This is a genomic window from Marinobacter sp. L-80 (genome assembly GCF_056859395.1).
The window spans coordinates 26,425-51,923 of sequence record NZ_JBSXOI010000064.1; the positions used below are offsets into that span (position 1 = coordinate 26,425).

Below are 25,499 nucleotides of genomic sequence, written 5' to 3' on the forward strand. Positions count from 1 at the left end.
CGGATTTTAGAGAATCCCTCGCACGTAACCACTTTCATATCGCTTTGCCGTGTCAGCGTCGATGTATTCCGCTTCAGTGAACGCTGCCGATTCGTGGCCGAGATCTTCTGAAACATCCCGCAATGGTCTCCCGTTCTCGATTATGTCCATGGAAGCACCGGTATGACGAAGAATGTGCGTTTTCTTTGAGGTCTGCAGTAACTCATCTGAAGCCTCAGGCATTCCCATGTCCAGGTACCGGTTAGCCGCCAGCACCATCGATTCCTCAACAATCCGCTCAATTGTCCTTTTGCTCATAACTGGGTCTGATTTCCCGCGTTTGGCAATCAGAGGTGCGGTTTCGCCGGGAGAAGGCATCGGCGGGAGGCCACGGTATTCCCGGTACCGTTTAAGGTAGGGGATATAGGCCTTGGGTAGTGGTATAGCACGGTCCTTGTCCCCCTTGCCTGAGACGTTTAGCTCCCAATAGCGGTTGTTCCCCAGGGTTGTGATCTGGAAATCCCCCATTGTTGGTGCCACAAATTGCTCGGAATCCGGATCGCCGTGGGGCGCCAGTTCAAATACCCGTAGGTAGAGCACCTTCATGGTGACGACAATGAAGAGATTTACCTCGTAGTAGTCATCTTTGTCAGCGGCCTTGATGAGCGTGTCGTGAAGGTGTCGCCATTGATCGGAAGTCAGTCGCGGGGCGGTCGCCTTGCGTGCCTTCGGCGCGGTTGGTGATCGACTTGCTCTTTCGGCCTTGCTCGCTTTCTGAACCCGTTTGGTGGCATCGAGCATGGGTGATCGACTCAGGTAGCCGGAAACCGTCAAGCGCTTGAAGAAGATCGACATGCTGGCCACGGCTGCATCGATCGTACTCTGCTTGCGGACTTTTCCTGCATCATAGAACGGACGCCAATCCGGGTTTGCTTCCCGGCGACCGGCGCGGGTGACAAATCCCCTCAGGCGACCCTGTTCAGGTGTGGTAGACCACCCCTTTGGTGGGCGCTTGATCAGGTTGATATAGGCGTCGATATCATCGCCGTTCAGCTCTTTGAGTGATTTGCCCCGGATACACCAGGTGAAATTTAGGAGCCTTTGCACTTCACCGCGGAACTGGGCAAAGGACCCGGGTGTAGCCGCATGCTTAGTCAGGAATTTGGCCGCGGCATGCCAGTCTTCTCTGGCCTGGGGGTGCTGTGCATCCAGAAACTGTGCGAGGGTGGGGTAGTCCTCCAGGCTTTCGATCTGCCCATCGAGCAGCTTCGCGGTATCGAACAGCGGGTGCCCCGGAAACGTTTTTCTGCTCATGGTGTGGATCTCGAATCTTGTTGTTTTGCTTTCATGGCCGCGATTCTGGCGTACGCAGCCCGGCCCCGGGAAACGTATTCATGGCCACAGGTATTGCAGCGGCACAGAACCCCCTGACCCCGGACCTCAATCACTTCGACGTTGAACCAACGCCAGAATGTGGGGCTGTAATTGCTCCGGGCGTACATATAGCTCCACTTTGCCTTGCACTTGGAGCAGTAAAGGGCGCGTACAGGCGTTGAACGTCCCATTATTTCTTTGGCCTTCTATTGGCCCGGTTTTCGATCTTTCCTTCTCGGACCATTTGCTGAAGCTCCGTGATACATACCGGCCGGGTTTTCTCCAGCTTGGCCTCGAGTTCTGTCTTCTCCCCCGGGAAAAGCCTTTTCTTTAGCCGGTGAAGAGCCCGAATCTGGCGTTTAACTTCATCTTTCTCAGCTTGCGTGCAGTTGCTGATGGCGTCGAGAAAAGTCTCACGATCCTTCAGGGCCCACTCAATGGCCATAAACATGGTGTCGCCGTAGGAGTTCAGATGCATAGTTACCTCCCGCTGAGCGCGGTTTAGTGCCGGACTGGCTCAAAGACCTCGTAGCCGGCGAATAACTTGATTGTCCGATCGCTGCTATCCCATACAGCTACCGGTGTGCCGTTGTTGGCCAGTGACATCTGCCTGGCCTCGGCCTCGGCAGTTTCCCGGCAATCAACGACCGGATCCTGTGGCTGCGGGTTCAGAAATAGCCCGTAGCGGAAACCTCCTCTGAGTTCACTCGCCACGCTCCAGCCCTCCATCCATTGTCGACGTGCCGCCGTCACCGCCATCAACGTGACCTTCGACGTAGGCCAGTACCAATTTTTGGCCTTGGCCATCATCAAAGCGGAGGGAGCCGGTACCCGAACCTCCGAATAGCTCAATGCCAAGACTGTCGGCCTCACGCAAATACCGGCTAAGCCCCTTTGCAATTCGCTCTACCTTCTTGGGGTCGAGGCCGGCGTGCACACACTCGGGGACGTTTACAAACATTCCGCTACTCCCATACTGTGCCAGACATACCCATAACTCTTTCCTCTTGCGGTTACTTACCGTCTCGAACCCAGCGGCGAACACGCAGTTCGCAACCGGATGTCAGGGCTACACCATTGGCCATACCCACATGGGTCGCACTTTGCTTACACCCGCAGCTGCAAATCTGGCGACTCCTGCCGGGCGCTTTGACCATGTACCGTTCGTGCTCAGATGCGCTACCCCAGATCACCACTTCAACACTCCCGTTAAGCTACGCAGGCTAAGAACTCAGGATTAACCATGAGAGATGGATTACCGGCGAACCGAAACGATCCACCGTGGACGTATTCATGCATGCAGTCGGTAATCAGCCATCTCCGGTTGGTGTTCTCAGCCCCGACCGCCGTCGTCAGGCTCCCGCCAAATGGATCTACCACCAGGTCACCCTCCCGCGACATCAGGCGAATCAGAAACTCTGCGAGGCGCAGTGGGTACGGGGCTCCATGTACCGGTAATCCTGCGGCCTTCGATGCCTTCTTGTAGGCAGACTGAGAAGGGCAGTTGTGAGGAAACCGGAGAATGTTCTTCGGAATCTTTCCCGGCGTCTCATTTGAAAACGCTCCGGCCGGGCGACTGTAAGCCCCATCAGAATAGGATTTGGCTTCTTTGGTACCGCCAGCACGAATTAGCGACAGGTGACGCTCTGAATGCGGTTCCAATACCCTGCGGTTATCGGAAATGAGCTGGGCCGGGTCATTACTGAACCAATATATCGGCTCCCAGGCTACGTTCAGTTGCTGGCGGGTCTTACTGGCCCATTGCACCGGCCCCGGCGGCTTGCAAGGGTTCTCCCAGATCAATTCGTCAATTTTCCAGAGCCCCAGCTCTTCCGCCAGCGCAATCACCATCTTTTCCCGGTATAGCGATCGGGCGGGGGTGCCGGGCTCAAAAATGTCATTGGATACGTTCAGACAGATACTGCCGCCGGCCACCAGGTTCTTTGCGATTGGGCGAATGCTCTCAACAATGAAGTCGATGTATTCGTTCAACGAGGGATTACCGTAAGCCCGGGATTCCCGGAGCGGGTAGGGCGGTGAGGTCAGGCAGAGTGTGATTGGAGTGTCTATGGACTCAAACACATCGCTGCTCAAGGACCAGAGGGCGGCGCCAAGCTTTGTGGAGAATGCCACCACGGACGCCTTGGGCTGGACCTTGCGAAGCTTGGTCTTACCCTTGCCGGTCAGAACCCATTCGCCGCGGGTTTCAGTGCGTTCGAGCAGACCTGCCGCCTTCAGGGTTTGTTGATGCCACCGGATTTCACGCTTGAGCGTGCTTCTGGGGGTGCCGTCAGCGCCAATCGGCTTACGCTCATTCAATGCAGCGAGGGGAATCCCGGCTTCCCGGGCAACTCGGCGATAAAGGCTGGCATTATCGACAGGGCCTTCCGCTTTGCTGTAGACGGTCTTTACTGCATTGAATAGTGACAGCTGCATTGATCATTCCTGATTCATCCTAACCTGAGATTATTGTTTCACAATATTAATGCGTTATCAAATGTCATATAATTATTTATAAGAGTGGCTTAAGGAAAATCAGGCTGCATTTTCCCGCCATCACCATAGGCAGAGCGAGTTATTTGTACTAGGATAGTATCGTATTAGGTACGAGCTACGAGGTAAGTCATGGCCACCGAAGCCGATATCAGGGCAATGGGCGAGGATGTCATCAAAATCAGTTTCTCCGGCGAGAAGCGCAACGAAACATTCGTGATCGACAACATTGATGACCTGTTGAGATTGCGGGTAAGCCGGGAAGTGAAACAGCCAATTTCCCGCTTGATGACAGCGATGCTGATCTCCAAGAAGCCCGCTTCTGGTGAGACCCTGAAATACATATCAGCGACAATCCCAAAAGACGTGGTTGCAGCCTCTCTTGAGATCAATCCGACGAATCTTTCGAAGCTATACCGGCGGCCGGCTCTGTCCCGAACACAAACGGAAGAGCTGAATAGCCTGACCCTGGTATGGAAGGACGCCTTTTACGGCCTTTTCTCTGGCAGCTCAGAGGCTATGACCCGTTGGCTTGAAACGCCTGTACCGGCCCTCAACGGAGTCACCCCCAGGAGCTTGATGGGTACCTTGTCGGGGCGCCGGGTGCTGGAGGGTTACATTCAGGATCTCAAGTACGGAGATTATTCTTGATCCTGTTTAAAGCCGGTCACAAAGATTACGTGGACAAGCTCGATGATTACCGCAAGACACGCAGCTTTCGGGAGGGCGGCCGGTGGAATAGTCCCGGTACCCCGGCATTGTATTTCAGCAGCAACGTACAGAACGCCATGTTGGAGCTGAGTAACTATCTACCTGACCCTGTAGTGGCGAACACTGTGAACGTCATGGGGGTGTTTCAGACACCACCACTGCGACTGATTCACCTCAGACCTGATGATCTTCCCAGCGGGTGGCATCAATACCCGTACCCGACACAGACCCAGATTACCGGTGACCGGTACTTGCTGGATGAGAACTACGACGGTTTTGTAGTTCCCTCGTGTGCGATTAACCATGACCTTGCAGAGTCAACCTACAACGACGTTCGCCAGAGCATCTATGCAAACGTGGTCGTGAATCCTGAGCGCCAGGCGATTCAGGAAGCTTTTCTGCTAACGAAACACACTCCCATATACTCGGCTCGCGCATTCGCCGCGCTTGAAGGAGATTTTTGACCATGAAAACGCCCGTATCTTCGATGATCGTTTTTCTTGTTGCGGTCTTTATGGTTTCTGCCCTGATCGGAGCCTCTCTATGGGACAGTTTCGTTGATGGATTCCGGCTTATGATTGAGGGAAATCCCAGTGACACTGAAAAGGACCGGTTTGTTGCTGCCAGCTTTTGGGTTCTTGCTCCGGTTGCGATGGTCGCGGTAGCGATTGCAATTACTTTGGATGAGAAAAATGATGTTAAGCAATGAGCGTAGAGGTGTCAGATGAATTCTTCAGTCACGGGACAGTTAAGTCCCTACCACCTTTCCCGGGACTACTCGAAGCTTTATCAAAATTCGCGGAATACCCCACCTACAATGCGCCAAGCGGTGCTTTGCGCCCACTCTGTCATTTAGGTGGGGATGGATAGCGTGGCTTCGGCAGACGCCTTGTGTCATTGAAACCACTGTGCAAATATACAGTTATGGCCACTCTCACCAAAACCCTCAAAGTGCGCGTTCGTGATAAGCACGCCAAAGCCCTGCGCCGACAGGCGGCAGCGGTGAATCGTGTCTGGAACTACGTGAACGAGATAAGCAGTCGGGCGATTCGGGAGCGTGGTCGGTTCTTGTCGGCTTACGATATTCACCCTTACACCAAGGGCGCTGGCAAGCTGCTGGGGCTGCACAGCCAGACCGTGCAGGTCGTGACTCAGGAGTACGTAGTTCGTCGCAAGCAGTTCCGTGCGCAGCGTTTGGCTTGGCGCAAAACGCTGGGCGCTCGACGCTCCCTGGGCTGGGTGCCGGTGAATACCGGCGCCGCCCAGTGGAAGAACGGTCAGGTCTTTTTTAACGGCCAGTACTATAAGGTGTGGGACAGCCATGGGATGTCCCAATACCGATTCCGTTCCGGCTGTTTTGTCGAAGACGCCCGAGGGCGCTGGTATTTCTGCGTTGTAGTGGATGCAGCGCCCTATTGCACGTTGGGCAAAGGCTCGGTGGGCGTGGATCTGGGCCTGAAAACCACGGCCACGCCCTCGCAGGGCGAGCCGCTGGAAGCGGGTCGCTTCTACCGCGATCAGGAAGAGAAGTTGGCCATTGCACAGCGAGCCCGAAAGAAAGCCCGAGTGCGGGCGATTCACGCAAAAATCCGCAACCGGCGTCACGATGCGCTGCACAAATACAGCCGGAAGCTGGTGGACAATAGCGCCCTGATTGTTGTGGGCAATGTCTCCAGCTCGGGGCTGGCGAAAACCAAGCGGGCCAAGTCGGTGCTGGACTCCGGCTGGTCAACCCTGAAGACGCTGCTGAGCTATAAATGCGAGCACGCAGGTGGCGTCTTCCTGGAAGTGAACGAAGCCTATACCACCGTGACCTGTAGCGCGTGTAACAGCCGCACAGGCCCTTCGGGCCTGGAAGGTCTACGAATAAGAGAATGGGCGTGCGGGGTGTGTGGTGCGCACCACGAAGACCGTGATGTTAACGCGGCACGGAACATTCTCGCCCTGGGGCATCAGGGTCTCGCAGGAGGAATCCCCCACCACAACGCTTAGGCGTTTGGTGGAGGGAGGATGTCAAGAGCTAGTCTGCCGCGGCTTCAGAATGGCGGGCTGGGCAAATTCATTTAACCGTATCGATTCAGATGATACGCCTCTCCGTGACATCTGTGAGATTCGAAGAGAGGGTGAATACCAGATCATGTTTTCTGCTCGTGGAACCGGCTACGGGAACGTCTGGCCATTCATGAAAAACGAGGGCGAAGAAAGAGACCTATTCATCAAGATATGCGAGTCGTGCAATCTCGAATGGATTGATCCTGACCCCGCTGAAAATAGTTACGGAGCCTGAATGCGCACTAACATGATTTCCATCGTCGACATGGCCCCGATCTATCCCCAGGAGCCATACCTTGAAATGGTGCAGCGACTCCAGGATCAGGTCGAGGGACTGACCTTTGAGTCAGCCTCGGAGACTCTGGACTCTTTGTTCAATGTCGGCGAATCCGACTCGCTTGTTGATAGCGAAGGGCTCATTACAGAATATGAGTTGGAACCAGCGATCAACCAGGAAGAACTGTCGACACTGGCCGCCCGCCTCCAGAATGCTCTGGCGAATCATGTCGATCTTGATCTTGATACCGCGAAAACCGTTACGCGCAACGCCATAAATTGCGTTCCTCGGAGCCTTGAGGATCTGGTGGACTATGTAGAGCCGGAGACCATCGGATTCATCAATACCGGTTTTTTCATTGAGTTTCCGGAGATGGCAGGTGGAAACAAGAAGCTGCAAATGTCGTTCATCGATAGTCAGGTGGCTAAGGTCGATCCCGGTCGTCGTCAGTTCATTCTGGGCATGGCCCATGAAGCACTGGTTGATCAGCCGCTAGAGACACATAAGGGGCTGACCCAGAGGCAAAAGCTTTTGGAGAGGGCTGGCATCTATTACGCCTTGCATCGGTATGGCCATCCGGTGGCCAGCCTGTGGTTAGCAAGGTTCCTGAACCCATTCCTGTTCTGCTCGTGCCCGAACCACGACTGCGGCGCTCGCCATTTCGGATTCACAGATCCCCAGTCATCTGCCGTTCTGGTTCTGGAGAACTTGCCTTATGTTGAGTCACTACTGGCTGAGAGAGACCAATTCACCCCCATGAGGGAGGAGATGTGTTGTGAGCAGATCTGCAACAACCACCTCTCAGATGTTCTCTTTGGCGCTGAGGCTTTCATGCTCATTGATCAAGATAGGCTTGAGGGGGCGAGCATTACCCCGATGCTGGACCTGGTGGGAAAGAATTACGAGTTGATGGATGACCTGCTCCAAATCCGGTTCTTGAAGGTCGTTCGGATATTCCAGCAAATCTATGGGGGTGGCCATGGGGAAATCGGCTTTCTTAAGCAGCCGCCCGAAGAAATCCTGGTCGAGTCTATCAAGCGGTTTCAGAGCTACGTTGCGGAACACCCGGGGCGCCCCAGCCTCGAGATGCTGACACTCTGGGACGCCAACAACTTTCTCGCAGTTGGGCAAGACACCGGTGACATGAAGATCGGCATCAGCCTCCATGACATGTTCCTGAGGAGCATGTATGAGCCACAGGCTTACGAGGACATGGCTGAGAGCATCATCGATATTGTCCATGAATACCCCGATCTCAACGATGCGAGTGTTCGAATCTTGCAGGGATTCCTCACCAATTACAGCTATGTCCTGGCACGGCTGTTTTTCGCGACCTCCGCATACTGCGACTCTTTGTTCCAAATCACCAATGAGCCTAAAGTGGTCAACCTGCTGGCGGAGTTTGGCTACTGGCCGGCAATGAAGATGAGGATGCAGGAAACCTCAAACCCTGCGGAGGTAGATTATTGGGCTCGACGCCTGACGGTTGAGGCCTCCTGATCCAACCATGCGGGACGATTATAGTGACCTGAACCTCAAGGGGCGGGGCGCCTACCTTAGCTCCCTGTCTCTGAAGGAGCCTCATGAGCCCGTCAATTACCGCGGCCATAAGATCAGCTTCCGGCCTAAAGTCATTTCCGAAACCCAGCTTTACCTACCAACAGGGCTTACAAGAGGCCCTGGCGAATGGCGGCTAAGGGTGCCGCATTCCTCGGGCATCGCAAAGGAGTCTGTTCGGGACAGTCGGTTTGCTAAATCTGAGCACGCAAGCCTTAAGGCCGCTTTGTTAAGGCTCATCTATCTGTATACCGCACACGACGCGCCTTCTCGGAAACAGAAGGAGACCGGCATTCTTATCAAGACTGGCCATTCGGGAGTGAGTGTTCAGGCATATAAGCGCGAAAAGAGGGGGTCGGTACCAACTTGGTCATTTGCCGTAATCGTCAAACAGAAAGACGGGCAGGGTGGCTATGACCGCCAGCATCTTGCCGAATGGACTCAGTACAAGGTTACCGAAGATCTGATTTCAGAGGCGGTGCGACATGGTGTCGCTATGCTCGAATACCGATCCCATTTGGAGCAGGTGAGGGGGCATGAGCTGGAAGAGCCGGTAAGCAAATTCACTCGGATCCCAGATGAGTTTTGGAAGAAGAATCCGCCACAGCCCATCACTGTTGGCACCCTGGTTCAGGCTGTTTATAAGGCTAAGGGCGAGCGCGTGCGTACAAGCCGGCCCCTGTTTCCGATATGGACCGGGATAGAGGGCTTAAGCTTTCAGTTTTCACCGACCACGCGCAAATCTGGAAAGGTATTGTGGCGTATTCGCCTTGTTGCGGCTCTTCCCGCTGTGAATAGCAAAAGGCACGTTCAGGTCGCGTCGACAAATCATGAGGCCATGACTCAGCAATGGGTTGATACGGCCGTCGCTGACGGCATTCGCCTCCGGTCATTTATTCTCGACTGTGCGGCAAAGCGAGAGTCTGTGCCTGATGGTTTATCGCTGGCGGATATCCCGGGAGATTTTGAACCTCAGCATACAGCAGCAGAAGTTCCCCTCGAGCACCTTTATCTGGCCATTGTTCGGAAATCTCAGGCGAGGGGAGAAGAGCCTCCGTTTTTCGATTACGGCATGCCCACGCCGGACGCGAACAAGCTTTTGTCGCTTGATCTGAGTTTGCCGCAGCCAATGGTAAACATAAACGGCATCTGGATTTCCTTCAGACCAAAAGAAACCAGTGAGGGCATGCTTTATGTGCCCACCAACGTCTCGCTTGATACCAGAGGGAACGGCTGGCGGGTCAGGATTGCCCGAAAGCATTCAAGTGTCGATCGTTACCATGGAGACGTACACACACCGCTTGAAAGCTCGCTTTTCGACGCCTGGCGGACTGTTGTTCTAAAACTTAGCCAGGAGGGTTTTGAAAGACCCGGCTCGAAACCAAAGCGTGATATGGAGTTCGATACAGGATTGGTGGGAACTCGCATCAATTGGGGTGTTTCATGGGGTGGTGAGGAACGGATTTTCCTGCTTCGAATGACCCAGGCTATCGAAGATGAACCCCGGCACAATGAGATCTTCTTCTCCAGTGCCACTGACACCATGACCGAGGCTAGCTTCAACAACGCCTACCGTCGTTGCCTGGCAGCCCGGCGTTACTATGAGTGGTTAAGACTGACTCATTACCGGTTACGGCGCCCCATCACCAGAAACACCACAATACCGATCGAGTTTTTCAAAGAAGAACTCCCGACTCCTGATCTCTATCAGAGGTTGGCAGGCGAGCTTGGTTAACGGTGAAGCACTTCACTATTGGCTTCTGGCCTGCACTCATGCCGAGTCATACAATTTAGATTATATGACTGTATGCCTTTTTTCAGATGTGCCTTTAAACCCTCCCCGGCCGACAAATGCAGCACTTGTTGTGGAAAGCTGAACAGGCATGTTGAGTCCTCTGTGTTTTGCCTATTCCATGGCGCCTAAAATTTGCACAAATGCTATTTTAATTTTTGACTCAGGACAAGAAAGATTACTTTTAATTGTGTTAAATGGCTTAAAATTCCCCTCGGAAACGAGGATCCTGCCCTTTATACTGTATGCATAAACAGTAAAGGAGCAGGCAGTGAACCCCCCGTTTGATATCCCCGCAGTCGATACTAAAGCCGTTTCAAACATGTATTCGGACAAAGTGCCGGCAGGCTTCCCTTCTCCGGCGGCCGACTATGCAGAGCGACCGTTAGACCTGAACGATTACTGCATCAAGAAACCTGCGGCCACGTTCTTCGTTCGCGCCCAGGGCGACTCCATGCGAGGCGTGGGCATCTATGACAACGACCTGTTGGTAGTGGACCGAAGCTTGAGCGCAGCTCACAGGCGGATCGTCATTGCGGTTGTGGATGGAGAGTTCACCGTGAAAAGGTTAGACCTTTCTGATCCTGAAAGGCCGGTCCTCAGGGCTGAGAATCCCGACTTCCAGGACATCTACCTGAAGGACGGCAACGAACTGCAGATTTTCGGGGTGGTCCGTAACGTCATTCACTCGACTCTGGATGTATGAGCACCCCCACAAAAACTGTCTGGGCCCTGGCCGACGTCAATGCCTGCTATGTCGCCTGCGAGCGATTGTTCAACCCGCGCCTACGGGACATACCGGTAGTCGTTGCCTCGAACAACGACGGCTGCGTGGTGGCTCGAAGTGATGAAGCAAAAGCCCTTGGGATCAAGATGGGGGTGCCTGTATTTGAGGTGAGACACCTTCAGAAGTCCCATGGCCTGGTGATTTGTTCCTCTAACTATGCGCTCTACGCAGACATGTCGAATCGCTTTATTCAGACCCTGGAGGAATTGGCACCGGCGGTCATGCCTTATTCGATAGACGAAGCCTTCATGGACCTGACCGGGGTCAGTGCCGCAGTAGACCTCACGGAATTTGGAAAGACGGTTAAGGACACGGTTGCACTCTATACGGGCCTGCCCATTTGCGTGGGGATCGCCCCTACCCCGACATTGGCAAAGCTGGCCAACCACGGAGCCAAGAAGTACCGAGGGACGAAAGGCGTTGTTGACCTCACCAGTCGGGAACGCCAGAGAAAGCTGCTTCACCTGACACCGGTTGAGGATATCTGGGGTATTGGCCGTAAGCTGAGCGCCCGGCTGAATGCAGCAGGCATCAAGACTGGCTTGGAGCTGGCGGATGCGGAAACAACGTGGATCCGCAAAGAGTTCTCTGTGGTAGTTGAGCGCACAGTCAGGGAGCTGAACGGGATCGCCTGTCAGGAGATGGAGGCGGTACCACCCCCAAAGCAACAGATTATATCGAGCAAGTCCTTCGGTGCTCCTGTGACAGAGCTGGCGGACATGCTGGATGCAGTATCGAGCTACGCCACCCGGGCGGCCGAAAAGCTCAGAGGTGAGGGGCAAGCGACAGCCCATATCACCGCCTTCCTATCCACCAGTCGGTTTGCTGGCGTCGAGCGGTACTCCAACTCAACCGGCACCCCATTGGCGCATGCCACACAGGACACCCGAGTTATTGTTCAGGAGTCCCTGAGACTGATCCGGAAAATCTGGAAGCCGGGCTTACGGTACAGCAAGGCTGGAATCATGCTTGGTGACTTCCGCACGCCAGGCAACGAACAGGAGGACCTTTTCAGTGAGGTCTCTGACTCGAGCAGAGATGAAGCGCTCATGCAGCTGATGGATACCATTAATTCCAAGAATGGCTCCGGATCTTTGAAGCTTGGGAGAAATTCGGGAGGCAAAGGTCAGTGGGTTATGAAGAGACGAAATCTGTCCCCGGCCTACACGACACGATGGAGCGATATTCCAAAAGCTCAGTAACGCGATCATCTGCCCTTTCGAATCGCCTGGATCACTGCGAAGTGATCCTCCACCAAGGCAATGTATTCGGCATTCTCCCCTCGGTTGTTCTGTAGGGTTGGATCGGCTCCATTCGCCATGAGGACTGCAACAAGACGGGCATTCCCGGCACGAGCCGCTTTCATCAATGGAGTCTCAAGCTGGGAATCCTGCGCGTTGATAGGCGCTCCGCTGTTAATCAGCATTTCGGCCAGCGCCGGCGCTCGCTCCGATGAAGTTTTATCACTGCCGCGGGCGAGATAATGGAGTACGGTTCTCCCCTGCGCGTCTTTAAGCTCAGGATCAGCGCCGTTCGATAACAAGGACTCCATAGAGAGTAAGTCTGTTATGGCGGACACCATAAGCGGGGTAACACGATTCCCCGGGGCCCGGTAGTCTGGATTTGCGCCACCTTCGAGCAACACCTTTACGCCATCGGGCATGGCGTTATAGGTAGCCAGAAGAAGAGGTGTCATCCCATCGTCCGTTTGAGCTTCAAGCGGGGCGCCATTGTTAATCATTGCCTGTGCCAGGCTGCGCCTCACAGGCTCTTCAAACATGAAATCTTTGTGGCTGTTGTAGACAAAGTGCAGTGGGGTCCAATCACTCTGGCCTGGCACCGAGAGTGCGTCGGGATAGGTTTTGGCAAGAAACAGGGCGACATCAACCTGCTTACCTACCAGCGACAGAATAATGGGGGTGTAGCCGCGCTTGGAGCGACTGACAGCCAGTTCCGGATTGGACGCCAGAATGGTTTTGACTGCTGGCAAGTCTCCGGAAAGGATTGCCTCAGCAAGGCTTGTGCTTGAGTACTCCTGTTTGGAGTCTTCCGCCGGCGCCTGCGCTCTCAGCATGGCCGCTATATCAGAATGGCCAGCTTCCAGGGCCGCAATAGCGGCTGTGGTACCCACATTGCTTTTGATCCCCGGGACGGCACCGGCATCCAGTAGGGCTGTTACCACCTCGCTTGCGCCGGCGTTGGCCGCCCAAAACAGCGGGGTAGCCCCGGCGCTGTCCCGGGCATTGACGTTTGCCCCTTTCTCTATGAGGCGGCGAACCAGGTCTTTTTGCTCGCTCTGGGTAACCAGCCCTGCCTCGATCTCTTTGCTGGATAGACCGGACGCCCAATGCAGCGGTGTGGCGCCATTGCCCGGGATTGATTTATTGACCGAGGCTCCCGCTTCGATCAAAGCCTCGACCATATCGACGCGCCCCCAGACGATGGCCGTTGAGAGTGCCGTCAACGCCGGTTCACGCCCAGCAACGGCGTCAGTCGCGTCTGGGTTGCCGCCCTGCTCCAGAATCAGTTGAAGCCGGGTTTGATCCCCCGCCATGACCGCCTGCACAACCGGACTCAGCTCACCGGGTTCGCTCTTCTGCACCTGAACCTGCATTGTTTCGTTTGTTGCGGCATCTTGGCCTTGCCCGGCTGGCGCTGATGCACAGGCGGTCAGACCTAAGGCGCAGGCTACGATCATCAAGCGACGAGCTGTCTGTAGTGTCGGCATATTTCCCCGGCCTGGTACGGCCTCTATCTATTGCCCAAGGGGCAAGCAATCAATATTTGATAATACAAGTATGGCCTAAAGCCAACTTGTTTAGTATTCTCTATAATCATATCAAATGCGACGAGAGAATCGTTGCAGCCCTCACAGCTATCGAAGGACACCGTACATGATTTTCAAGCACGCCCGCGTATTCCGCTTCACCAAGCCCGTTTCCATCGATCCTGACCAGCTTGAGCAAAAGCTTCAGGCTGATGCTTTCAAGCCGTGTGGCCCGCAGGAACTTTCTCGCATGGGCTGGGCCTCTCCCCTTGGCAAACACGGCGAACATCTGGTCTATGCCGCTGGCGGTTGCATCCTGATTTGCCTGAAGAAGCAGGAAAAGATTCTCCCTGGGCCGGTCATCAAGGAGATGGTAGAAGAACGCTGCGAGGATATCGAGGCAGAGCAGAACCGGAAGGTTCGTAAGAAAGAGAAGGACGAGATCAAAGACCAGATCATGCTGGAGTGTCTGCCGAATGCGTTTTCGCGCACCAAGCGTTTCTTTGCTTACCTTTCCCCGAAGGACGGGTTCATGGTGGTTGATACCCCCACGGCGAGCGTAGCCGAAGAGCTGGCCAGCGCACTCCGTAAGTCTCTGGGCTCTCTGCCGGTTCGCCCCCCTGTTGTTGAGCAGGCCCCGGCCTTCACCTTTACCGGCTGGGCGAATGAAACCATCGATCGGCCGGAGTCCATCACTCTCGGTACTAAGGCCACTTTGATCGACCCCTCAGAAGAAGGCGGCAAGATCAGCGTTGATGGTATTGATCTTGGCAGTGACGAGATCCGGAATCACCTCGAGGCCGGCATGCAGGTCACCAAGATCTCTCTGGAGTGGGATAGCAACGTCAAGTTCGTGCTCAATGACGAGTTGGCCATTACCGGTTTGAAGTTCGGTGAGACCTTCCAGGAGAAGCTGGATGATGTCGATGCCGACGATGCCCTGGCCAAGTTCGATGCTGCTTTCGGGTTGATGACGCTGGAACTTTCCCGGATGATCCCCGGCTTGCTGGAGATCCTTGGGGGTGAAGACGACTCAGCCATCATTACTGACGTTCCGGAAACAGAGCTGACTGCCCACCAGAAGGACAGCGACTCGAGCGAACCGGCGCCAGTGCAGCATACCGGTGATCACGGCCAAACCGACAATCTTTACCCGGAAGTGGAAATGTTTGTTGTGGATACGCAGCGTGCCTCGATCTCTGGCGTTCAGCGAAAATTCAAGATCGGATACAACCGTGCAGCGCATCTGGTGGAAGAGCTGGAGCGAAAAGGCGTGGTTGCGCCGGCCGGGAATGACGGAAGCCGTGAGGTTTTGAAAGCTCCGGCCATGGCATCCTGAACACTGAATGAAATTCACCCTGTTGTAGTGTGAGAAGAGATAATGACACCCAGCATTCCCAGATCAACATTTGCCTTTTTCGGGCACGCATTTATGACGACGGGAAAGGTCTATTTGATTCTTTTCCTGATCGTCGGGTGGGTCGTTGGAGGCCTGACGGAGATCGACGGTATTTGGGCGCCGGTATGGATTGCAGGCACCTTTCTTGCCGTTCTCTTGACGGCATTCCGGGGAATGCTTCTAGTTGTCGAAGAACAGTCGATGCGACCATTGAATTCTTACAGTCGCATCTCGATAACGTCGATTACTGGTCGATCACCCGCGGTTCGGGTGTGGCCATTGATATCCGAGCAGGAAAACTCGCGATTGAAGGCTCTTATAATCGCAAACGGGTAAAACGGCTTTCGTCCAGCTTTTCTATGGCCCAGCCATCGGGCCTGCCATTGCCGGGCTTGCGATAAAGAATTGATACCGGCGTCTCCCCTGCTTTGTTGATAGCGAATGGAAGCGCCCCCTCCCTTTCTAGCCTATCCAGGAAGTAATAGGTCTCTGCTTCTGCTGCGACGTGAAGCGGGTGATTTCCTGTTTCATCGAGAGGTTGCGAGAAGTCAAAGTCACCGCGAGATGCTTCAGAAATGGTTGGAGAGTCCCCGAGGATAATTGCTTTCTTGACGGCTCCCGGGCCAGGCTGCAAGAAGGCACAACCGCTCAAGAAAACAACCATGAATGCGGCTAGCACAAGCCTTGTCTGGATTATCATTTTATCGTCCCTATTTGAGCTACCAATCCCGCAGCGTCATGCAACGAAGCAGGATTCTTCAATCAGACACCCCCACGTAGGCAATGATTCTAGTTGTGAACTTCGTATAAGGTTAGCGCCTATTTGCTGGACAATGACGCTCAGGGTACACCGGGCGCCTTATAAAATGCCTTCTTCGTTGGATCTTCTCAGCAACAATCTCGAAAGCAGCCATTACAGCATGCGAAACCTCCCAACCAGGATTTTCGCAAACTCCCTTGGATCGAATGAAAGACTCAATCTCGGTCGCGATTGAAAAGATAACTGGTGCTGATCGGTAAGGGTTGATTGAAGAATCATTGAGCCGATTCTCAACGACCATTCGATAAGCAATAGTCAATGCATTGGTGTGGTCTGGCACACAGGTAACCATGGTGTTGCAGAGACTGTGCTCCTCTACTACGTGCTGGTATTGGTTCAGCAAACCGTTAACCTTCGATCGATCCGTGACAGACAGTTGGCCGCGCATGTCACTGATTGACTGAATCTGGGGAGATAACAGGTGTTTGAAGAAATGAACTGCCTGTTCAATTAACTCGCTTTCGTTCACGGCCCACTGATCCCCATCTTTGAGGTTGGCGGGACTGTCAACCAGGTAGATCGATTGGCAGAGATCTGCAAACTTTATCAGAAGGATGCTCCAGCCATCCTGGTATGCCTGAGCTGAGTCCTCTATTTCACTGATCAGTTGTGACGAAGCATTCTTGGCAAATCGATTCAGTTCGGCTTCACTGTTGCCCACATTGAGCTTTGCTGCATCGGCAGTTCTCCCGGGAGATTTTATTGCGGTCACCAGCTCTTCATGGCTTTCGTAATCAAGCGCTTCTGCGAGCCACTCCCCCACTTGCGATAACGTCAGTTTATTTACCTTACTGGCGGCGAAGTGCTTGTTGGCTTTTGACTGAAAAGTTTTCACGAGCGCTTTCTTGGCGCTGTGATCAAGAATTACAGGCATAGGTCACCTTTAGTGGTGTAGTTGAAGTGCTGACGCGCACTGAGAACGTCTTCTATCTAGCGCTTGGGTTCGGTGACAAGGAACAAAGAGGTCCGACCGGTTTACTAAGTTCTACAGATATCTTCATATCTGAGGGAAGCTGATTGAGCACCTCAAAAAATAATAGTTTATTTTTTAATTATAACCAAGCCCGATCAACAGCCTTCGTGGTTAATACGGCAACTCTATCATCCCCAGGAGCGTTTGAGGCGGCGTGCTGATAAATCACCTCTACCGAATTAACCGCGGGTGATGCAGCAGGTTTTTAGTGAAATTTTCATGTACCGGGTCCAGCGATTCCATTTGGTGCCCTTTCCCGGCCATGCGCCACAAATTTTTCCAAAGATGCGTATACTTGAGGGTATATGCAGGTCCCGCGATTATTCCGCCTTGGGGGTGAGAGTCTGGCTTCAAAGAAAATGTGGAAGTAACCGGGGTGTTTCAGGTGGGATACCAGAACTATACCCGCTAACCGAGCGAATGCAATGACCTTTGGAAGAACCGAAAATACCGAATGACAAGCAATCCCCCTCACCTGCTACACCCGCTTTTTGACACGGCCCGAAACCTGATCGACAGGAACTGCGAGCTGGCGGACTACCCATCCCTCACCAGTTTTCTGGATTCGTGCCCGGATGGTGCAATTGAGGACTGGGAGAAGGCGGCCCGGTTCCTCATCGATTACAGCGCGAGCTCCGGGACTTATTCTCGCTTCCGGGGAGAGATCCAGCGTTTTCTGTTGTTCCTCTGGCGTGAGCAAGGCCGCTCTCTACAAAGCTGCAATGAGGAAGACATCAACGCCTATATGCGGTTTCTGAAAAGCCCGCCTTCTCACTGGGTAGCCGGGAACCCTGCAAATGCTTTCAAGACACAGGATGGAGTGAGGGTTAATCGGGCTCAATGGCGGCCGTTCTTCAGTAGCGGTGTTGCTGGAATGAGGCAGGCAACACTGGATGCTGCAACCCGCGCACTAAGCGTTTTTTTCAGGACAATGGTTGCCCGTGGGTATCTGGATCGCTCACCCATGGCCAACGCCAGGCGATCAGAGCAAAAGGCCAGTCGCACCCGGCTTGAAGATGAGGACGCCGACGTCCTGGCACCGCGGTTCACTGATGAACAATGGAAATACATTAAAGAGACCCTGTTGCTGGCGGCCGAGGAAGACGATAAGTACGAGCGACACCTTTTCATCGTGATCACGATGAAAAGCCTTTACCTCCGGGTGTCTGAACTGGCCCCGCAGACAAACGAGCTGACCAATGAAACCTACTATCCGACCATGGGGGCCTTCCGGCAGAGAGTGGTTGGAGGGGTCAGGTACTGGCATTTGAAAGTGCTTGGTAAAGGAAACAAGGTTCGGTACATCCCCCTGCCCTCCGGCTACCTTTGGTATCTCAAGCGATTTCGCCGCTGGCGGGCATTACCCCCTCTTCCGGAACGGGGCGAACAGGTTCCAATGATTCCCCGCCGGCATGGGGGTGGTCAGATTGGTAAGCGAGCCATTGAGAATCTGGTGAAAGAAGCATTCCTGCTTGCAGCCGATCGCCTGGAGAAAAACGGGCAGATGGAGGAAGCTCGGGAGATGCACCAGATATGCGATCGAACTCATTACCTTCGTCATACTGGAGCTTCAATGGACATCGAAGCCGGGCGTCCAATTCGCCATGTATCGGAGGATCTGGGGCACAGTTCGGTGGCATTTACCGAAGCTATTTATGTCAGTGCGAGCAGTACGGCCAGATATAAAACCGGATTGGGGCGCCAAATATAATCGAGCAGGCTTCATTAGTGCCGTGCTGTTGGTACAAGCGTCCCTAGCTGTTGCTCAAACTTGTGAGTCTCTTCTTCTATTGAGTTTAGATCGAATAAAAATCCCTGGTCGATAAACTGCTCAGATGTTTGTTCTGCGGAATTGGCTTTCTTCTCAAGATATAACTTCGACTGATATAGATCTCTCTGTTTTTTGTTAAGTCCTTCGAGCAGGCCTGAATCTTCAGCGTTGAAATCTCTCAAGAATTCTCCAAACTCAGATAGCTTCATTCCAACTACGTATAGCCGGTCTTTGATGTCATCGATTGAGACCTTGGTACCACTCATTGGTTGCTCCTTTGATAGATTGCTTCACGATACTATCACTATCAAATACTCGCGAACGGGGCGAACCCAAAAAAGATCATAATAGCGATTCCGACAAATGTGACAGGCACAGCTTTGCATTTTTAAACCTGACTGTGTAATAGTCGCTTCGCAACATTGCACCTAACTAACGAATCTGGAGTACGTTTAAAAGTGGCAAAGATCAACGATTATTATCAGAAGCGTCAACTGATGGATCAACTGGCGCAGGAACTTCAACAGCTCGAAAACGACCAGGCGCTTCAGAGCGAGCTTGAGTTTGAAAAGAAAGTAAAAGAGCTGATGGATGAATATGATAAATCGCCCAGGGACGTGCTTCAGATCCTTGTTGCTATCGACCCCAGCGTGGCCGCCAAAGCCGGTACTTCCACCAATGCTGGCTCACGCCCCAAGCGCCCCCTGATCACCTATAAAAACCCGCACACGGGCGAAGTGGTCGAAACCCGCGGCGGCAATCACAAAACCCTTAAGGAATGGCGAAAAGAATACGGAGCAGAAGCAGTCAAAAGCTGGGCCTCCTGATCGCAGGGCTGTCCCGGGCCTGCTGGGCAGCCCTTACCCACCATTGATGCCTTAGTTTCTGGATCTCCTGCCGGTTGTGTAACCTAACAACGACATCAGAAAGCTGGCGCCATGTTGTTTCAACTCATACCTTGATTGGCTCTTCTTTTTTCTTTCGCCCTCTCTTCGCAGGCTTCCCTTGCTCTTCGGTTTTAGCTTGCTGGATGTTCTTTTCGCTTAGCAAGCTGGGCTTGGTCATCGCCTTTTTCATCAGATCCCGGTTTTCAGCAATCACCATTGAAACTTTGTCCGCGGTGTCTTCATCCAGACCATTGCAGTTACGAACCAAGAAGTCCCGCATTTCATCTGCGAGCTCGAGGAGTTTGTCCCGGGCATCAGCTTCTGCCTTGGTCGAATACACCCGATTTTCCTCCATCGCTTTTTCCAGTCCATCTCGATCAGAGTAAAAAAGCGTTTGAACGCTCATGCTTCCATCCTTTCTTTTGTCGATTAATGCGCAGGGAACTCTCCCTACACCTTACATGGTGCATCATTCTTAACGCTAACCAATAACAAAGCAAGGCCACGGCAAGTCTTGCTTAGAATTGGTCACCAGAGCTTGTCCGCGATCCGAGACTCCAGGTCGTTCTCCTGTGAATCCTCGAGCAGGGACATGAAATCTAGCCCCGTCTTCCTTTCAATGTCATCGATGCTGGTGAGGTAGCTGACGACTTCGTACTTGGCGTCTTCCTTGTGGGGAATCCAGAAGGCGATTACCTCCGGTCCAATTGGTGAAATAACCACCTTGTAGAAATGAGTTGGTACGCGGACGCCATCACCAATCGTTTGGGCGCCCTCGCCCACATGTGCCCCGCTGATGACATAGACCTGATCTCGCTCCCGGGCCCAATCCCTGATTTCGTTCTCCAGATATCCCCACGCGCCTTTGTGACCAAACATGTCACGATTGAGCCCCGGTTTCTGAGGAAACATGTTTGTGTAGAAGAATGTCTCCTGGTTGGCCTCGGCGCTGTAGTCGATAGAAGCGCTTGGTGCGCAGTGACCCCGGTCATACCCGCTTTTCGAATAGTCAGACCGTGAAGATGAGTATTGCTTCGGGACCTGGGGGTGCTCGACGAATCGATCTTGCCGCTCAACATTCACATCCACCGTTTCCCTTTCAATCCAGTAAGCGCACCAGACCGGAATCTTGTGCTGGTAGCTATAGCCCACTGCATACCCGTCATGACAAAGCGTCAGGTCGCTACCGCCTGGGTTCCCGAGCTCCATATTGGTCGGGCACGATTCGCTGGCGGATGCGCCAATGGTGGCACTGGCAAGCGCGACAAGAAGAACAATTCTTACAAGCATTGATGGGGCTCCAGAAATTTTTGGGAAAACGGACTTGCATAAAACAAGTTTTACATTTAGGATTCATTAAAACATAAAACTTGTTTTACATAAAGGTGGCAGGCATGTGCAATCCAACTCAAAAAGACGTCTCCGAGATCGTGTGCCCTTCGTGCACAGAGGTCATGGTTTCCTCCAGGGTTGAGATCAACACCGGCAAGGTGCGGGTTAAGAATTTTCCAGCAATGAAGAACGTCTTCAAGACTTCAACGTTTGAGTCTTCCGAAGAGCTGGAGCTGGCTGGCCTTTCCTTTTCGCGGGAAATTCGGCGCCGTCATACGGCTGGGCGAACCTTCCTATCTGAATGCACCGGCGTTTGTCTGGCCTGCAATAATCCTTTTACTGTTTACCGTATTGTTCACACCTCTGGCCCCGTTCCCTTGCAGCATTCTGCAGCCGACTTTGAACACGGGTACCGCAACGCGACGATCTATGACGCTGACCAGCCTGGTTTTGCTGGAGGCCATTTGCTTGAGGATGTCATGCACCATGGCGCCTACTATGGCTACTGGCTGGAATGCTGGTCGAAGGCATATCCATGGTGCACCATTGAGCAGAGTGAGATAGCCGACCTGGCCGAGCGTTCACTCGATGTTGCATCAGCCATTGCCACCCAACACCACGAATCAAACAAGCTGTGCCGGCTTGAGGCCCGAATTAACTGATAAGCACTACCGAGGCGACTTGGAGGCTCCCCCATGGAGCCTCCCTTTTTTCACGTTAAATCCTCTCTTTCTTTCCAGCAACTTGCCCTGAAACTTTAATTGATTTATATTTTCTCGGTAAATTTCTTTGCTGAGAAATCTTTGTGGCCCAAGAAGAAAACCGCATCGACAAAACCAATACCTTTTTAACCGGCGTGATTATTTTGGCCATGCTGGTTGGAATGGTTGCTTTCATTATGTGGGCGCTGCAGGACCAGATGATCCTGGTCTGGCGTGTGCTTCGTTACTACCAGTATTCAGCGACTGCTTATATTCCTTTGATTGGACCACCGGCAAGCGAGCTTCCCCAACTTCTCGAATTCCTGAAAAACACTCCCTCAAAAGATCTCTTCGTCTCAACGATGTGGGAGATCGACCAGCATTACGGCCGGAACTTTGGAATCCTGCTGGCGGCACTATTCCTAACAATTGGTATCAACAGAGTACGGGCAGGTAAAGGCGCCACGGGCCCGGAGTTAACCGTCGAAAGTGTACTGAAATCGATGTCCCCTATTTTCCCGCATCTTCGGTACATCGAAGAAAATAGCCCCGTTGGTAAGTCCATCAAGTGGGACCCGACGCCAGGTGCGGATAATCGATTTGCAATGCCACTGCAGGTGTTCGAGTTTGCAGAAATGAAGCCACCACCAGGGCTCGAGAAGGTTCTTACTCCGGAACAACTGAAGGCATGCCGACCCATATATGAGCCGGACACCAAAGATTTCTTTGCGGCCTTCGACAAGAGTCTTGCCAGAAAAGCATTTGAGGCCCAAATGGGTCCTCCCTTAACAACTCTCAAGGATTTCTCTGAGGACGAGAGAAAAGCGTTCAATTACTTCCGCAAAAAGCTGGAGAAGAAGGTACCGAAGAAAGAGGTTAAAGCTCTGATTCTCAGGTTGGAGCAAAAACATGGTTTCGTTCGGACCTTCCTTATGTCGATGTTCGAGGAGGCTAAGCGCGTCGGGATTGTGACCATGAACGATGATCTTCTCCCTATCATGGACAGCGATCGGACTTTGTACTGGGCGCTTGATTCGGTAGGAAGAGATACCCCGTGGATTGAAGCAGCCGGCCCCTATGTCCACAAGGACATGGAGGATCTGGTTGGCATCCGTATTACCGAGCCAGAAGTGACTGAGGCCGTGGAAAGCCTTGAGCGCTATCTGAAGCTGGATCGCGAGACCGCACGAGAAATCGCTGAGTCACAAGGCGACGGCGGCATGGAGTAAACATTTAGATGTCAGGTGTAATTGGCGTACACGGCGTTGAGCGCAACGAAGATCTAAGCAAGAACCTGTTGCAGCGCGAAATACGGCCTATCAGCATGCGAGTGCTTGATACCCTCCGTAATTCTGGCGGCGTTTGGATGATCCTGTTCGCGATCCTCCCCTTAACCCTGCCCGCGCTTAACGAACTCTGGGTTTTCACCGGTTTCCTTCTCTGGCTTATTACGCGGAAAAAGGCGAAGCCCTGGGCCCTCGAACAACCAAAAACTGTGAAACGAACCATTACCGGTAAAGAAAAAACCGTTGGTAGTGGAATATTCCCAGTTGGTTATGACATGGAAGGTGGCAAACGCCGTTATCTCTGGCTGAGTGATGATGCTGTCAGGACGCATTTCATGGTGTGTGGAAGCACCGGCTCGGGCAAAACGAGATACTTGCTTTCCCTAACTTATCTGGCGCTCCTGGTGGGTTCAGGGGCTTTATACGTCGATGGTAAGGCGGATGTCGAATCATTCTGGCTTCTGTTCGACTTGATGCGGCGATTGCGACGAGAGAAAGACCTGCTACTCATGTCCTTCCTTACGGGTGGGCGCGAGAGCGTCCAGCTCCGTAACATGAGGCGGCGCCTGTCAAATACCAACAACTTCATGGCTGTTGGTGCCACCGAAGAGCTTGCAGAGACTGTCTCGGGGTTGATGAGAGACGTTTCGGGCGACGCTGAGATGTGGAAGGGGCGAGCCAGGGTCCTGGTTTACAACATCATGCGCGCCCTGGTTAGCCTTCGAAATCGCAAAAAGATTTCGCTCAATATCCGCGAGTTCACCAGTTACCTGCCCTTGCCGAAAATTCTTGAGCTCGCTAATCGCGAAGATATCGATGAAGACACCAAAGGTGGGCTTCGGGCCTATCTGAACGACCTTCCGGGCATGACGATGAATGCCATTGAGGCTCAGGATGCCTCCAGCGAAAAGGCAAATGAGCAGAACCAATACCTCCAGATGCAACTAACTGAAATACTTGGAGAATTGAACAACACGTACGGTCATATTTTTAACCCCATCGTCGGGGAAATTAATATGAAAGACGTTATTTACAATCGCCGGGTGCTCTTCGTCATGTTGCCGGCCTTGGCCAAGACGCCGGACGCTCTGGCCGGGTTGGGTCGACTGGTCATTTCTCAAATCCGGGCCGCATTAACGCCTGCCTTGGGTTCAGACGTGGAGGGTGAGCGCTCTTATCTCGTAGAAGCGCGACCATCCGGCGCATTAGTTCCCTTCCTAATGGTTCTTGATGAATATGGTTACTATGCTATACGTGGCTTCGCCGCCGTCGCCGCTCAGTGCAGGGGCTTGGGCATTTGGGTGTGCTATGGTTTCCAAGATATCAATAGCTTGCAGATGAATGAGGGGGCGAAGGCCGAGTACAGATCCATCATGGCCAACACAAACTTCAGCGTGGCTATGAAGTGTGAAGAACCAGAGGAAACCGCCAAATACTTCGAAGAACGTGCTGGCGTGGCGCGTATTTCCCAGACCCAGGGCTCAGAGCGAGAGCGTGGTTCAGCCTTCAATAAAGTGTATGACAAGGGCGATATTGTTATCTCCGATCGCAACCGTATCAGCCCTCGAGACCTTGCGGCCCAGGAAAAAGGTGGCGCACATTTTCTGTGGGGTGATCAGCTTTACCGCGGTCAAACTATGTTCTTTGATGCGGCCAAGAGTCCGGAAGCACGTCTGAACCAATTCTTGCCGGTATTCCCGCCCAAAGTTACCAGGGCCAAGCAGTACAAGGTTATGAACGAGCGGATGTCCGGCCTCTTCTCAGGTGAGTTCACTCCGGATCCGTCTAAAGCGCCACCAGTCCCGGAGCATCTTGAAAACCTGATCAAGGACATTCGCTCAGCAAGACTGCAGAGCAACTCCATGATCAAGTCGTCGATCATTGGTATTGGAATGATTGGAATTCGGTTGCGCCAATCAACAGGTCAGTTTGGTCACGTAGCAGAGCCGGAAACCAAGACCCGGGCCGGCGATAAGGTCCTGCAAGGTTTGGCGGCTGGCGGTGCAACAAAACCAGCTCCAACCAAAGAGGAACCTGCCACCAAGAAGCCGACGCCCGTTGGTAAGGTGCCGAGTGACCCTGCAGAAGCCGAAGAGCTAGATCGTGAGCGGAGGAAGGCAGAAGCTCGGAAGAAGGCTCTTGAGGCGCAGAAACGCAAAAAGTCAGAAACCGCTGACGGCGAGACTGACACTGAAACTACCTCAACAACGAGTTCCGGTACCAGCGGACTGGCCGGTGGCGTTGGTTATGAGAATGCGTTCAAAGGCGCTATCCGTAACGTCGTAAAGGCTAAAGCGGGTGACCAGACCGATGCGATAGCCGATCCTAAGAACCACTTCGAAAACAGCGCAAAAGCTATGGGTCTGTCCGATAGCGAATCATCTGAAAGTGCAGAGCGCAGTTACCGGCGTCTTGAGGAATCTCACAAGTATCCCGCTAAGCCTGTACCGGAGAAGCGGGCTAAGGAAGAAGTCCGCTCGGAAGCTGATCGGTTAAAATCTAAGCTGAAAGGTCTTGATAGACTCCGCTAGTAAATATAAA

The 25,499-nt window shown here is 53.2% G+C and carries 25 protein-coding genes; 14 read left to right on the forward strand and 11 right to left on the reverse strand.

Annotated features, from left to right (window positions below; translation table 11 throughout):
* Window positions 1–6: 6 nt before the first annotated feature.
* The 5 genes from AC13E3_RS10085 to AC13E3_RS10105 all read right to left on the reverse strand — a co-directional run bounded on the left by AC13E3_RS10085 (window position 7) and on the right by AC13E3_RS10105 (window position 3,789).
* Window positions 7–1,293: a tyrosine-type recombinase/integrase gene (locus AC13E3_RS10085; RefSeq protein WP_482901995.1), complete on the reverse strand. Its 1,287-nt coding sequence runs from the start codon at window positions 1,291–1,293 to the stop codon at window positions 7–9.
* A gap of 250 nt (window positions 1,294–1,543) precedes the next feature.
* Window positions 1,544–1,831 (reverse strand): hypothetical protein, encoded by a 288-nt coding sequence (locus tag AC13E3_RS10090; protein ID WP_482901996.1) that lies wholly within the window; start codon window positions 1,829–1,831, stop codon window positions 1,544–1,546.
* 23 nt (window positions 1,832–1,854) lie between these two features.
* Entirely contained in the window at window positions 1,855–2,067 is a 213-nt protein-coding gene (locus tag AC13E3_RS10095; protein ID WP_482901997.1) for a hypothetical protein, read from the reverse strand.
* Window positions 2,057–2,314, reverse strand: coding sequence for a hypothetical protein (locus tag AC13E3_RS10100; protein WP_482901998.1), 258 nt, complete (start codon window positions 2,312–2,314; stop codon window positions 2,057–2,059). Before AC13E3_RS10100 ends, AC13E3_RS10095 begins: the two co-directional genes overlap by 11 nt.
* Window positions 2,315–2,562: 248 nt before the next feature.
* Window positions 2,563–3,789 carry a DNA methyltransferase gene (locus tag AC13E3_RS10105; protein ID WP_482901999.1) on the reverse strand — a complete coding sequence of 409 codons (1,227 nt, stop codon included), beginning with the start codon at window positions 3,787–3,789 and terminating at the stop codon, window positions 2,563–2,565.
* A gap of 189 nt (window positions 3,790–3,978) precedes the next feature.
* On the opposite strand from AC13E3_RS10105, the gene AC13E3_RS10110 reads away from it, so the two are divergent.
* The 8 genes from AC13E3_RS10110 to umuC all read left to right on the forward strand — a co-directional run bounded on the left by AC13E3_RS10110 (window position 3,979) and on the right by umuC (window position 12,224).
* The gene (locus tag AC13E3_RS10110) at window positions 3,979–4,497 is read left to right on the forward strand and encodes an antitoxin Xre/MbcA/ParS toxin-binding domain-containing protein (RefSeq protein ID WP_482902000.1); all 519 of its coding nucleotides are present in this window, start codon (window positions 3,979–3,981) and stop codon (window positions 4,495–4,497) included.
* Window positions 4,494–5,021: an RES family NAD+ phosphorylase gene (locus AC13E3_RS10115; RefSeq protein WP_482902001.1), complete on the forward strand. Its 528-nt coding sequence runs from the start codon at window positions 4,494–4,496 to the stop codon at window positions 5,019–5,021. Before AC13E3_RS10110 ends, AC13E3_RS10115 begins: the two co-directional genes overlap by 4 nt.
* Window positions 5,022–5,023: 2 nt before the next feature.
* Window positions 5,024–5,266, forward strand: a complete 243-nt coding sequence (locus AC13E3_RS10120; protein WP_482902002.1) for a hypothetical protein — start codon at window positions 5,024–5,026, stop codon at window positions 5,264–5,266.
* 215 nt (window positions 5,267–5,481) lie between these two features.
* Window positions 5,482–6,549 carry an RNA-guided endonuclease InsQ/TnpB family protein gene (locus tag AC13E3_RS10125; RefSeq protein WP_482902003.1) on the forward strand — a complete coding sequence of 356 codons (1,068 nt, stop codon included), beginning with the start codon at window positions 5,482–5,484 and terminating at the stop codon, window positions 6,547–6,549.
* 295 nt (window positions 6,550–6,844) lie between these two features.
* Entirely contained in the window at window positions 6,845–8,386 is a 1,542-nt protein-coding gene (locus AC13E3_RS10130; RefSeq protein WP_482902004.1) for a hypothetical protein, read from the forward strand.
* A gap of 7 nt (window positions 8,387–8,393) precedes the next feature.
* The gene (locus tag AC13E3_RS10135) at window positions 8,394–10,178 is read left to right on the forward strand and encodes a hypothetical protein (RefSeq protein WP_136631071.1); all 1,785 of its coding nucleotides are present in this window, start codon (window positions 8,394–8,396) and stop codon (window positions 10,176–10,178) included.
* Between the two features lie 328 nt (window positions 10,179–10,506).
* Entirely contained in the window at window positions 10,507–10,941 is a 435-nt protein-coding gene (locus tag AC13E3_RS10140) for a LexA family protein (RefSeq protein ID WP_482902005.1), read from the forward strand.
* Window positions 10,938–12,224 (forward strand): translesion error-prone DNA polymerase V subunit UmuC, encoded by a 1,287-nt coding sequence (gene umuC, locus AC13E3_RS10145; protein ID WP_482902006.1) that lies wholly within the window; start codon window positions 10,938–10,940, stop codon window positions 12,222–12,224. The genes AC13E3_RS10140 and umuC overlap by 4 nt, the downstream gene beginning before the upstream one ends.
* A gap of 5 nt (window positions 12,225–12,229) precedes the next feature.
* Here umuC and AC13E3_RS10150 read toward each other — a convergent pair whose 3' ends face one another.
* Window positions 12,230–13,624 (reverse strand): ankyrin repeat domain-containing protein, encoded by a 1,395-nt coding sequence (locus tag AC13E3_RS10150; protein WP_482902007.1) that lies wholly within the window; start codon window positions 13,622–13,624, stop codon window positions 12,230–12,232.
* A gap of 292 nt (window positions 13,625–13,916) precedes the next feature.
* Between AC13E3_RS10150 and rdgC the strand changes: the two genes are divergently transcribed.
* Window positions 13,917–15,128 carry a recombination-associated protein RdgC gene (gene rdgC / locus AC13E3_RS10155; RefSeq protein WP_482902008.1) on the forward strand — a complete coding sequence of 404 codons (1,212 nt, stop codon included), beginning with the start codon at window positions 13,917–13,919 and terminating at the stop codon, window positions 15,126–15,128.
* A 376-nt stretch (window positions 15,129–15,504) separates the two neighbouring features.
* On the opposite strand, the gene AC13E3_RS10160 is transcribed toward rdgC, so the two are convergent.
* Entirely contained in the window at window positions 15,505–15,888 is a 384-nt protein-coding gene (locus AC13E3_RS10160) for a hypothetical protein (protein WP_482902009.1), read from the reverse strand.
* Window positions 15,889–16,000: 112 nt separating this feature from the next.
* Window positions 16,001–16,882 (reverse strand): hypothetical protein, encoded by an 882-nt coding sequence (locus AC13E3_RS10165; protein ID WP_482902010.1) that lies wholly within the window; start codon window positions 16,880–16,882, stop codon window positions 16,001–16,003.
* A 553-nt stretch (window positions 16,883–17,435) separates the two neighbouring features.
* Here AC13E3_RS10165 and AC13E3_RS10170 point away from each other — a divergent pair.
* Window positions 17,436–18,692: a tyrosine-type recombinase/integrase gene (locus AC13E3_RS10170; protein WP_482902011.1), complete on the forward strand. Its 1,257-nt coding sequence runs from the start codon at window positions 17,436–17,438 to the stop codon at window positions 18,690–18,692.
* A gap of 14 nt (window positions 18,693–18,706) precedes the next feature.
* On the opposite strand, the gene AC13E3_RS10175 is transcribed toward AC13E3_RS10170, so the two are convergent.
* Complete coding sequence (locus AC13E3_RS10175; protein ID WP_153637468.1) at window positions 18,707–19,018, reverse strand: hypothetical protein; 312 nt, start codon at window positions 19,016–19,018, stop codon at window positions 18,707–18,709.
* Window positions 19,019–19,210: 192 nt separating this feature from the next.
* Here AC13E3_RS10175 and AC13E3_RS10180 point away from each other — a divergent pair, with 192 nt between their 5' ends.
* Window positions 19,211–19,579 carry a histone-like nucleoid-structuring protein, MvaT/MvaU family gene (locus AC13E3_RS10180; RefSeq protein WP_136630405.1) on the forward strand — a complete coding sequence of 123 codons (369 nt, stop codon included), beginning with the start codon at window positions 19,211–19,213 and terminating at the stop codon, window positions 19,577–19,579.
* Window positions 19,580–19,703: 124 nt separating this feature from the next.
* Here AC13E3_RS10180 and AC13E3_RS10185 read toward each other — a convergent pair whose 3' ends face one another.
* Together AC13E3_RS10185 and AC13E3_RS10190 are read right to left on the reverse strand one after the other, a co-directional pair.
* On the reverse strand, window positions 19,704–20,045 hold the full coding sequence (locus AC13E3_RS10185) for a YebG family protein (RefSeq protein ID WP_482902012.1): 342 nt from the start codon (window positions 20,043–20,045) through the stop codon (window positions 19,704–19,706).
* Window positions 20,046–20,167: 122 nt separating this feature from the next.
* Window positions 20,168–20,929: a DNA/RNA non-specific endonuclease gene (locus AC13E3_RS10190; protein ID WP_482902013.1), complete on the reverse strand. Its 762-nt coding sequence runs from the start codon at window positions 20,927–20,929 to the stop codon at window positions 20,168–20,170.
* Window positions 20,930–21,009: 80 nt separating this feature from the next.
* Here AC13E3_RS10190 and AC13E3_RS10195 point away from each other — a divergent pair, with 80 nt between their 5' ends.
* The 3 genes from AC13E3_RS10195 (at window position 21,010) to AC13E3_RS10205 (ending at window position 25,489) form a co-directional block, all read left to right on the forward strand.
* Window positions 21,010–21,633, forward strand: a complete 624-nt coding sequence (locus AC13E3_RS10195) for a hypothetical protein (protein WP_482902014.1) — start codon at window positions 21,010–21,012, stop codon at window positions 21,631–21,633.
* A 143-nt stretch (window positions 21,634–21,776) separates the two neighbouring features.
* Window positions 21,777–22,901, forward strand: a complete 1,125-nt coding sequence (locus AC13E3_RS10200; RefSeq protein WP_482902015.1) for a secretion/conjugation apparatus DotM-related subunit — start codon at window positions 21,777–21,779, stop codon at window positions 22,899–22,901.
* Between the two features lie 8 nt (window positions 22,902–22,909).
* Window positions 22,910–25,489, forward strand: a complete 2,580-nt coding sequence (locus tag AC13E3_RS10205) for a type IV secretory system conjugative DNA transfer family protein (RefSeq protein ID WP_482902016.1) — start codon at window positions 22,910–22,912, stop codon at window positions 25,487–25,489.
* Window positions 25,490–25,499 lie beyond the last annotated feature (10 nt).

Coding starts and splice junctions, on each gene's coding strand:
- AC13E3_RS10110 (WP_482902000.1), top strand. CDS start 3,979: ATGGCCACCGAAGCCGATATCAGGGCAATGGGCGAGGATGTCATCAAA.
- AC13E3_RS10125 (WP_482902003.1), top strand. CDS start 5,482: ATGGCCACTCTCACCAAAACCCTCAAAGTGCGCGTTCGTGATAAGCAC.
- AC13E3_RS10205 (WP_482902016.1), top strand. CDS start 22,910: ATGTCAGGTGTAATTGGCGTACACGGCGTTGAGCGCAACGAAGATCTA.
- AC13E3_RS10090 (WP_482901996.1), bottom strand. CDS start 1,831: ATGCATCTGAACTCCTACGGCGACACCATGTTTATGGCCATTGAGTGG.
- rdgC (WP_482902008.1), top strand. CDS start 13,917: ATGATTTTCAAGCACGCCCGCGTATTCCGCTTCACCAAGCCCGTTTCC.
- AC13E3_RS10130 (WP_482902004.1), top strand. CDS start 6,845: ATGCGCACTAACATGATTTCCATCGTCGACATGGCCCCGATCTATCCC.
- umuC (WP_482902006.1), top strand. CDS start 10,938: ATGAGCACCCCCACAAAAACTGTCTGGGCCCTGGCCGACGTCAATGCC.
- AC13E3_RS10105 (WP_482901999.1), bottom strand. CDS start 3,789: ATGCAGCTGTCACTATTCAATGCAGTAAAGACCGTCTACAGCAAAGCG.
- AC13E3_RS10120 (WP_482902002.1), top strand. CDS start 5,024: ATGAAAACGCCCGTATCTTCGATGATCGTTTTTCTTGTTGCGGTCTTT.
- AC13E3_RS10135 (WP_136631071.1), top strand. CDS start 8,394: ATGCGGGACGATTATAGTGACCTGAACCTCAAGGGGCGGGGCGCCTAC.
- AC13E3_RS10100 (WP_482901998.1), bottom strand. CDS start 2,314: ATGTTTGTAAACGTCCCCGAGTGTGTGCACGCCGGCCTCGACCCCAAG.
- AC13E3_RS10190 (WP_482902013.1), bottom strand. CDS start 20,929: ATGCTTGTAAGAATTGTTCTTCTTGTCGCGCTTGCCAGTGCCACCATT.
- AC13E3_RS10175 (WP_153637468.1), bottom strand. CDS start 19,018: ATGAGTGGTACCAAGGTCTCAATCGATGACATCAAAGACCGGCTATAC.
- AC13E3_RS10160 (WP_482902009.1), bottom strand. CDS start 15,888: ATGATAATCCAGACAAGGCTTGTGCTAGCCGCATTCATGGTTGTTTTC.
- AC13E3_RS10170 (WP_482902011.1), top strand. CDS start 17,436: ATGACAAGCAATCCCCCTCACCTGCTACACCCGCTTTTTGACACGGCC.
- AC13E3_RS10085 (WP_482901995.1), bottom strand. CDS start 1,293: ATGAGCAGAAAAACGTTTCCGGGGCACCCGCTGTTCGATACCGCGAAG.
- AC13E3_RS10185 (WP_482902012.1), bottom strand. CDS start 20,045: ATGAGCGTTCAAACGCTTTTTTACTCTGATCGAGATGGACTGGAAAAA.
- AC13E3_RS10165 (WP_482902010.1), bottom strand. CDS start 16,882: ATGCCTGTAATTCTTGATCACAGCGCCAAGAAAGCGCTCGTGAAAACT.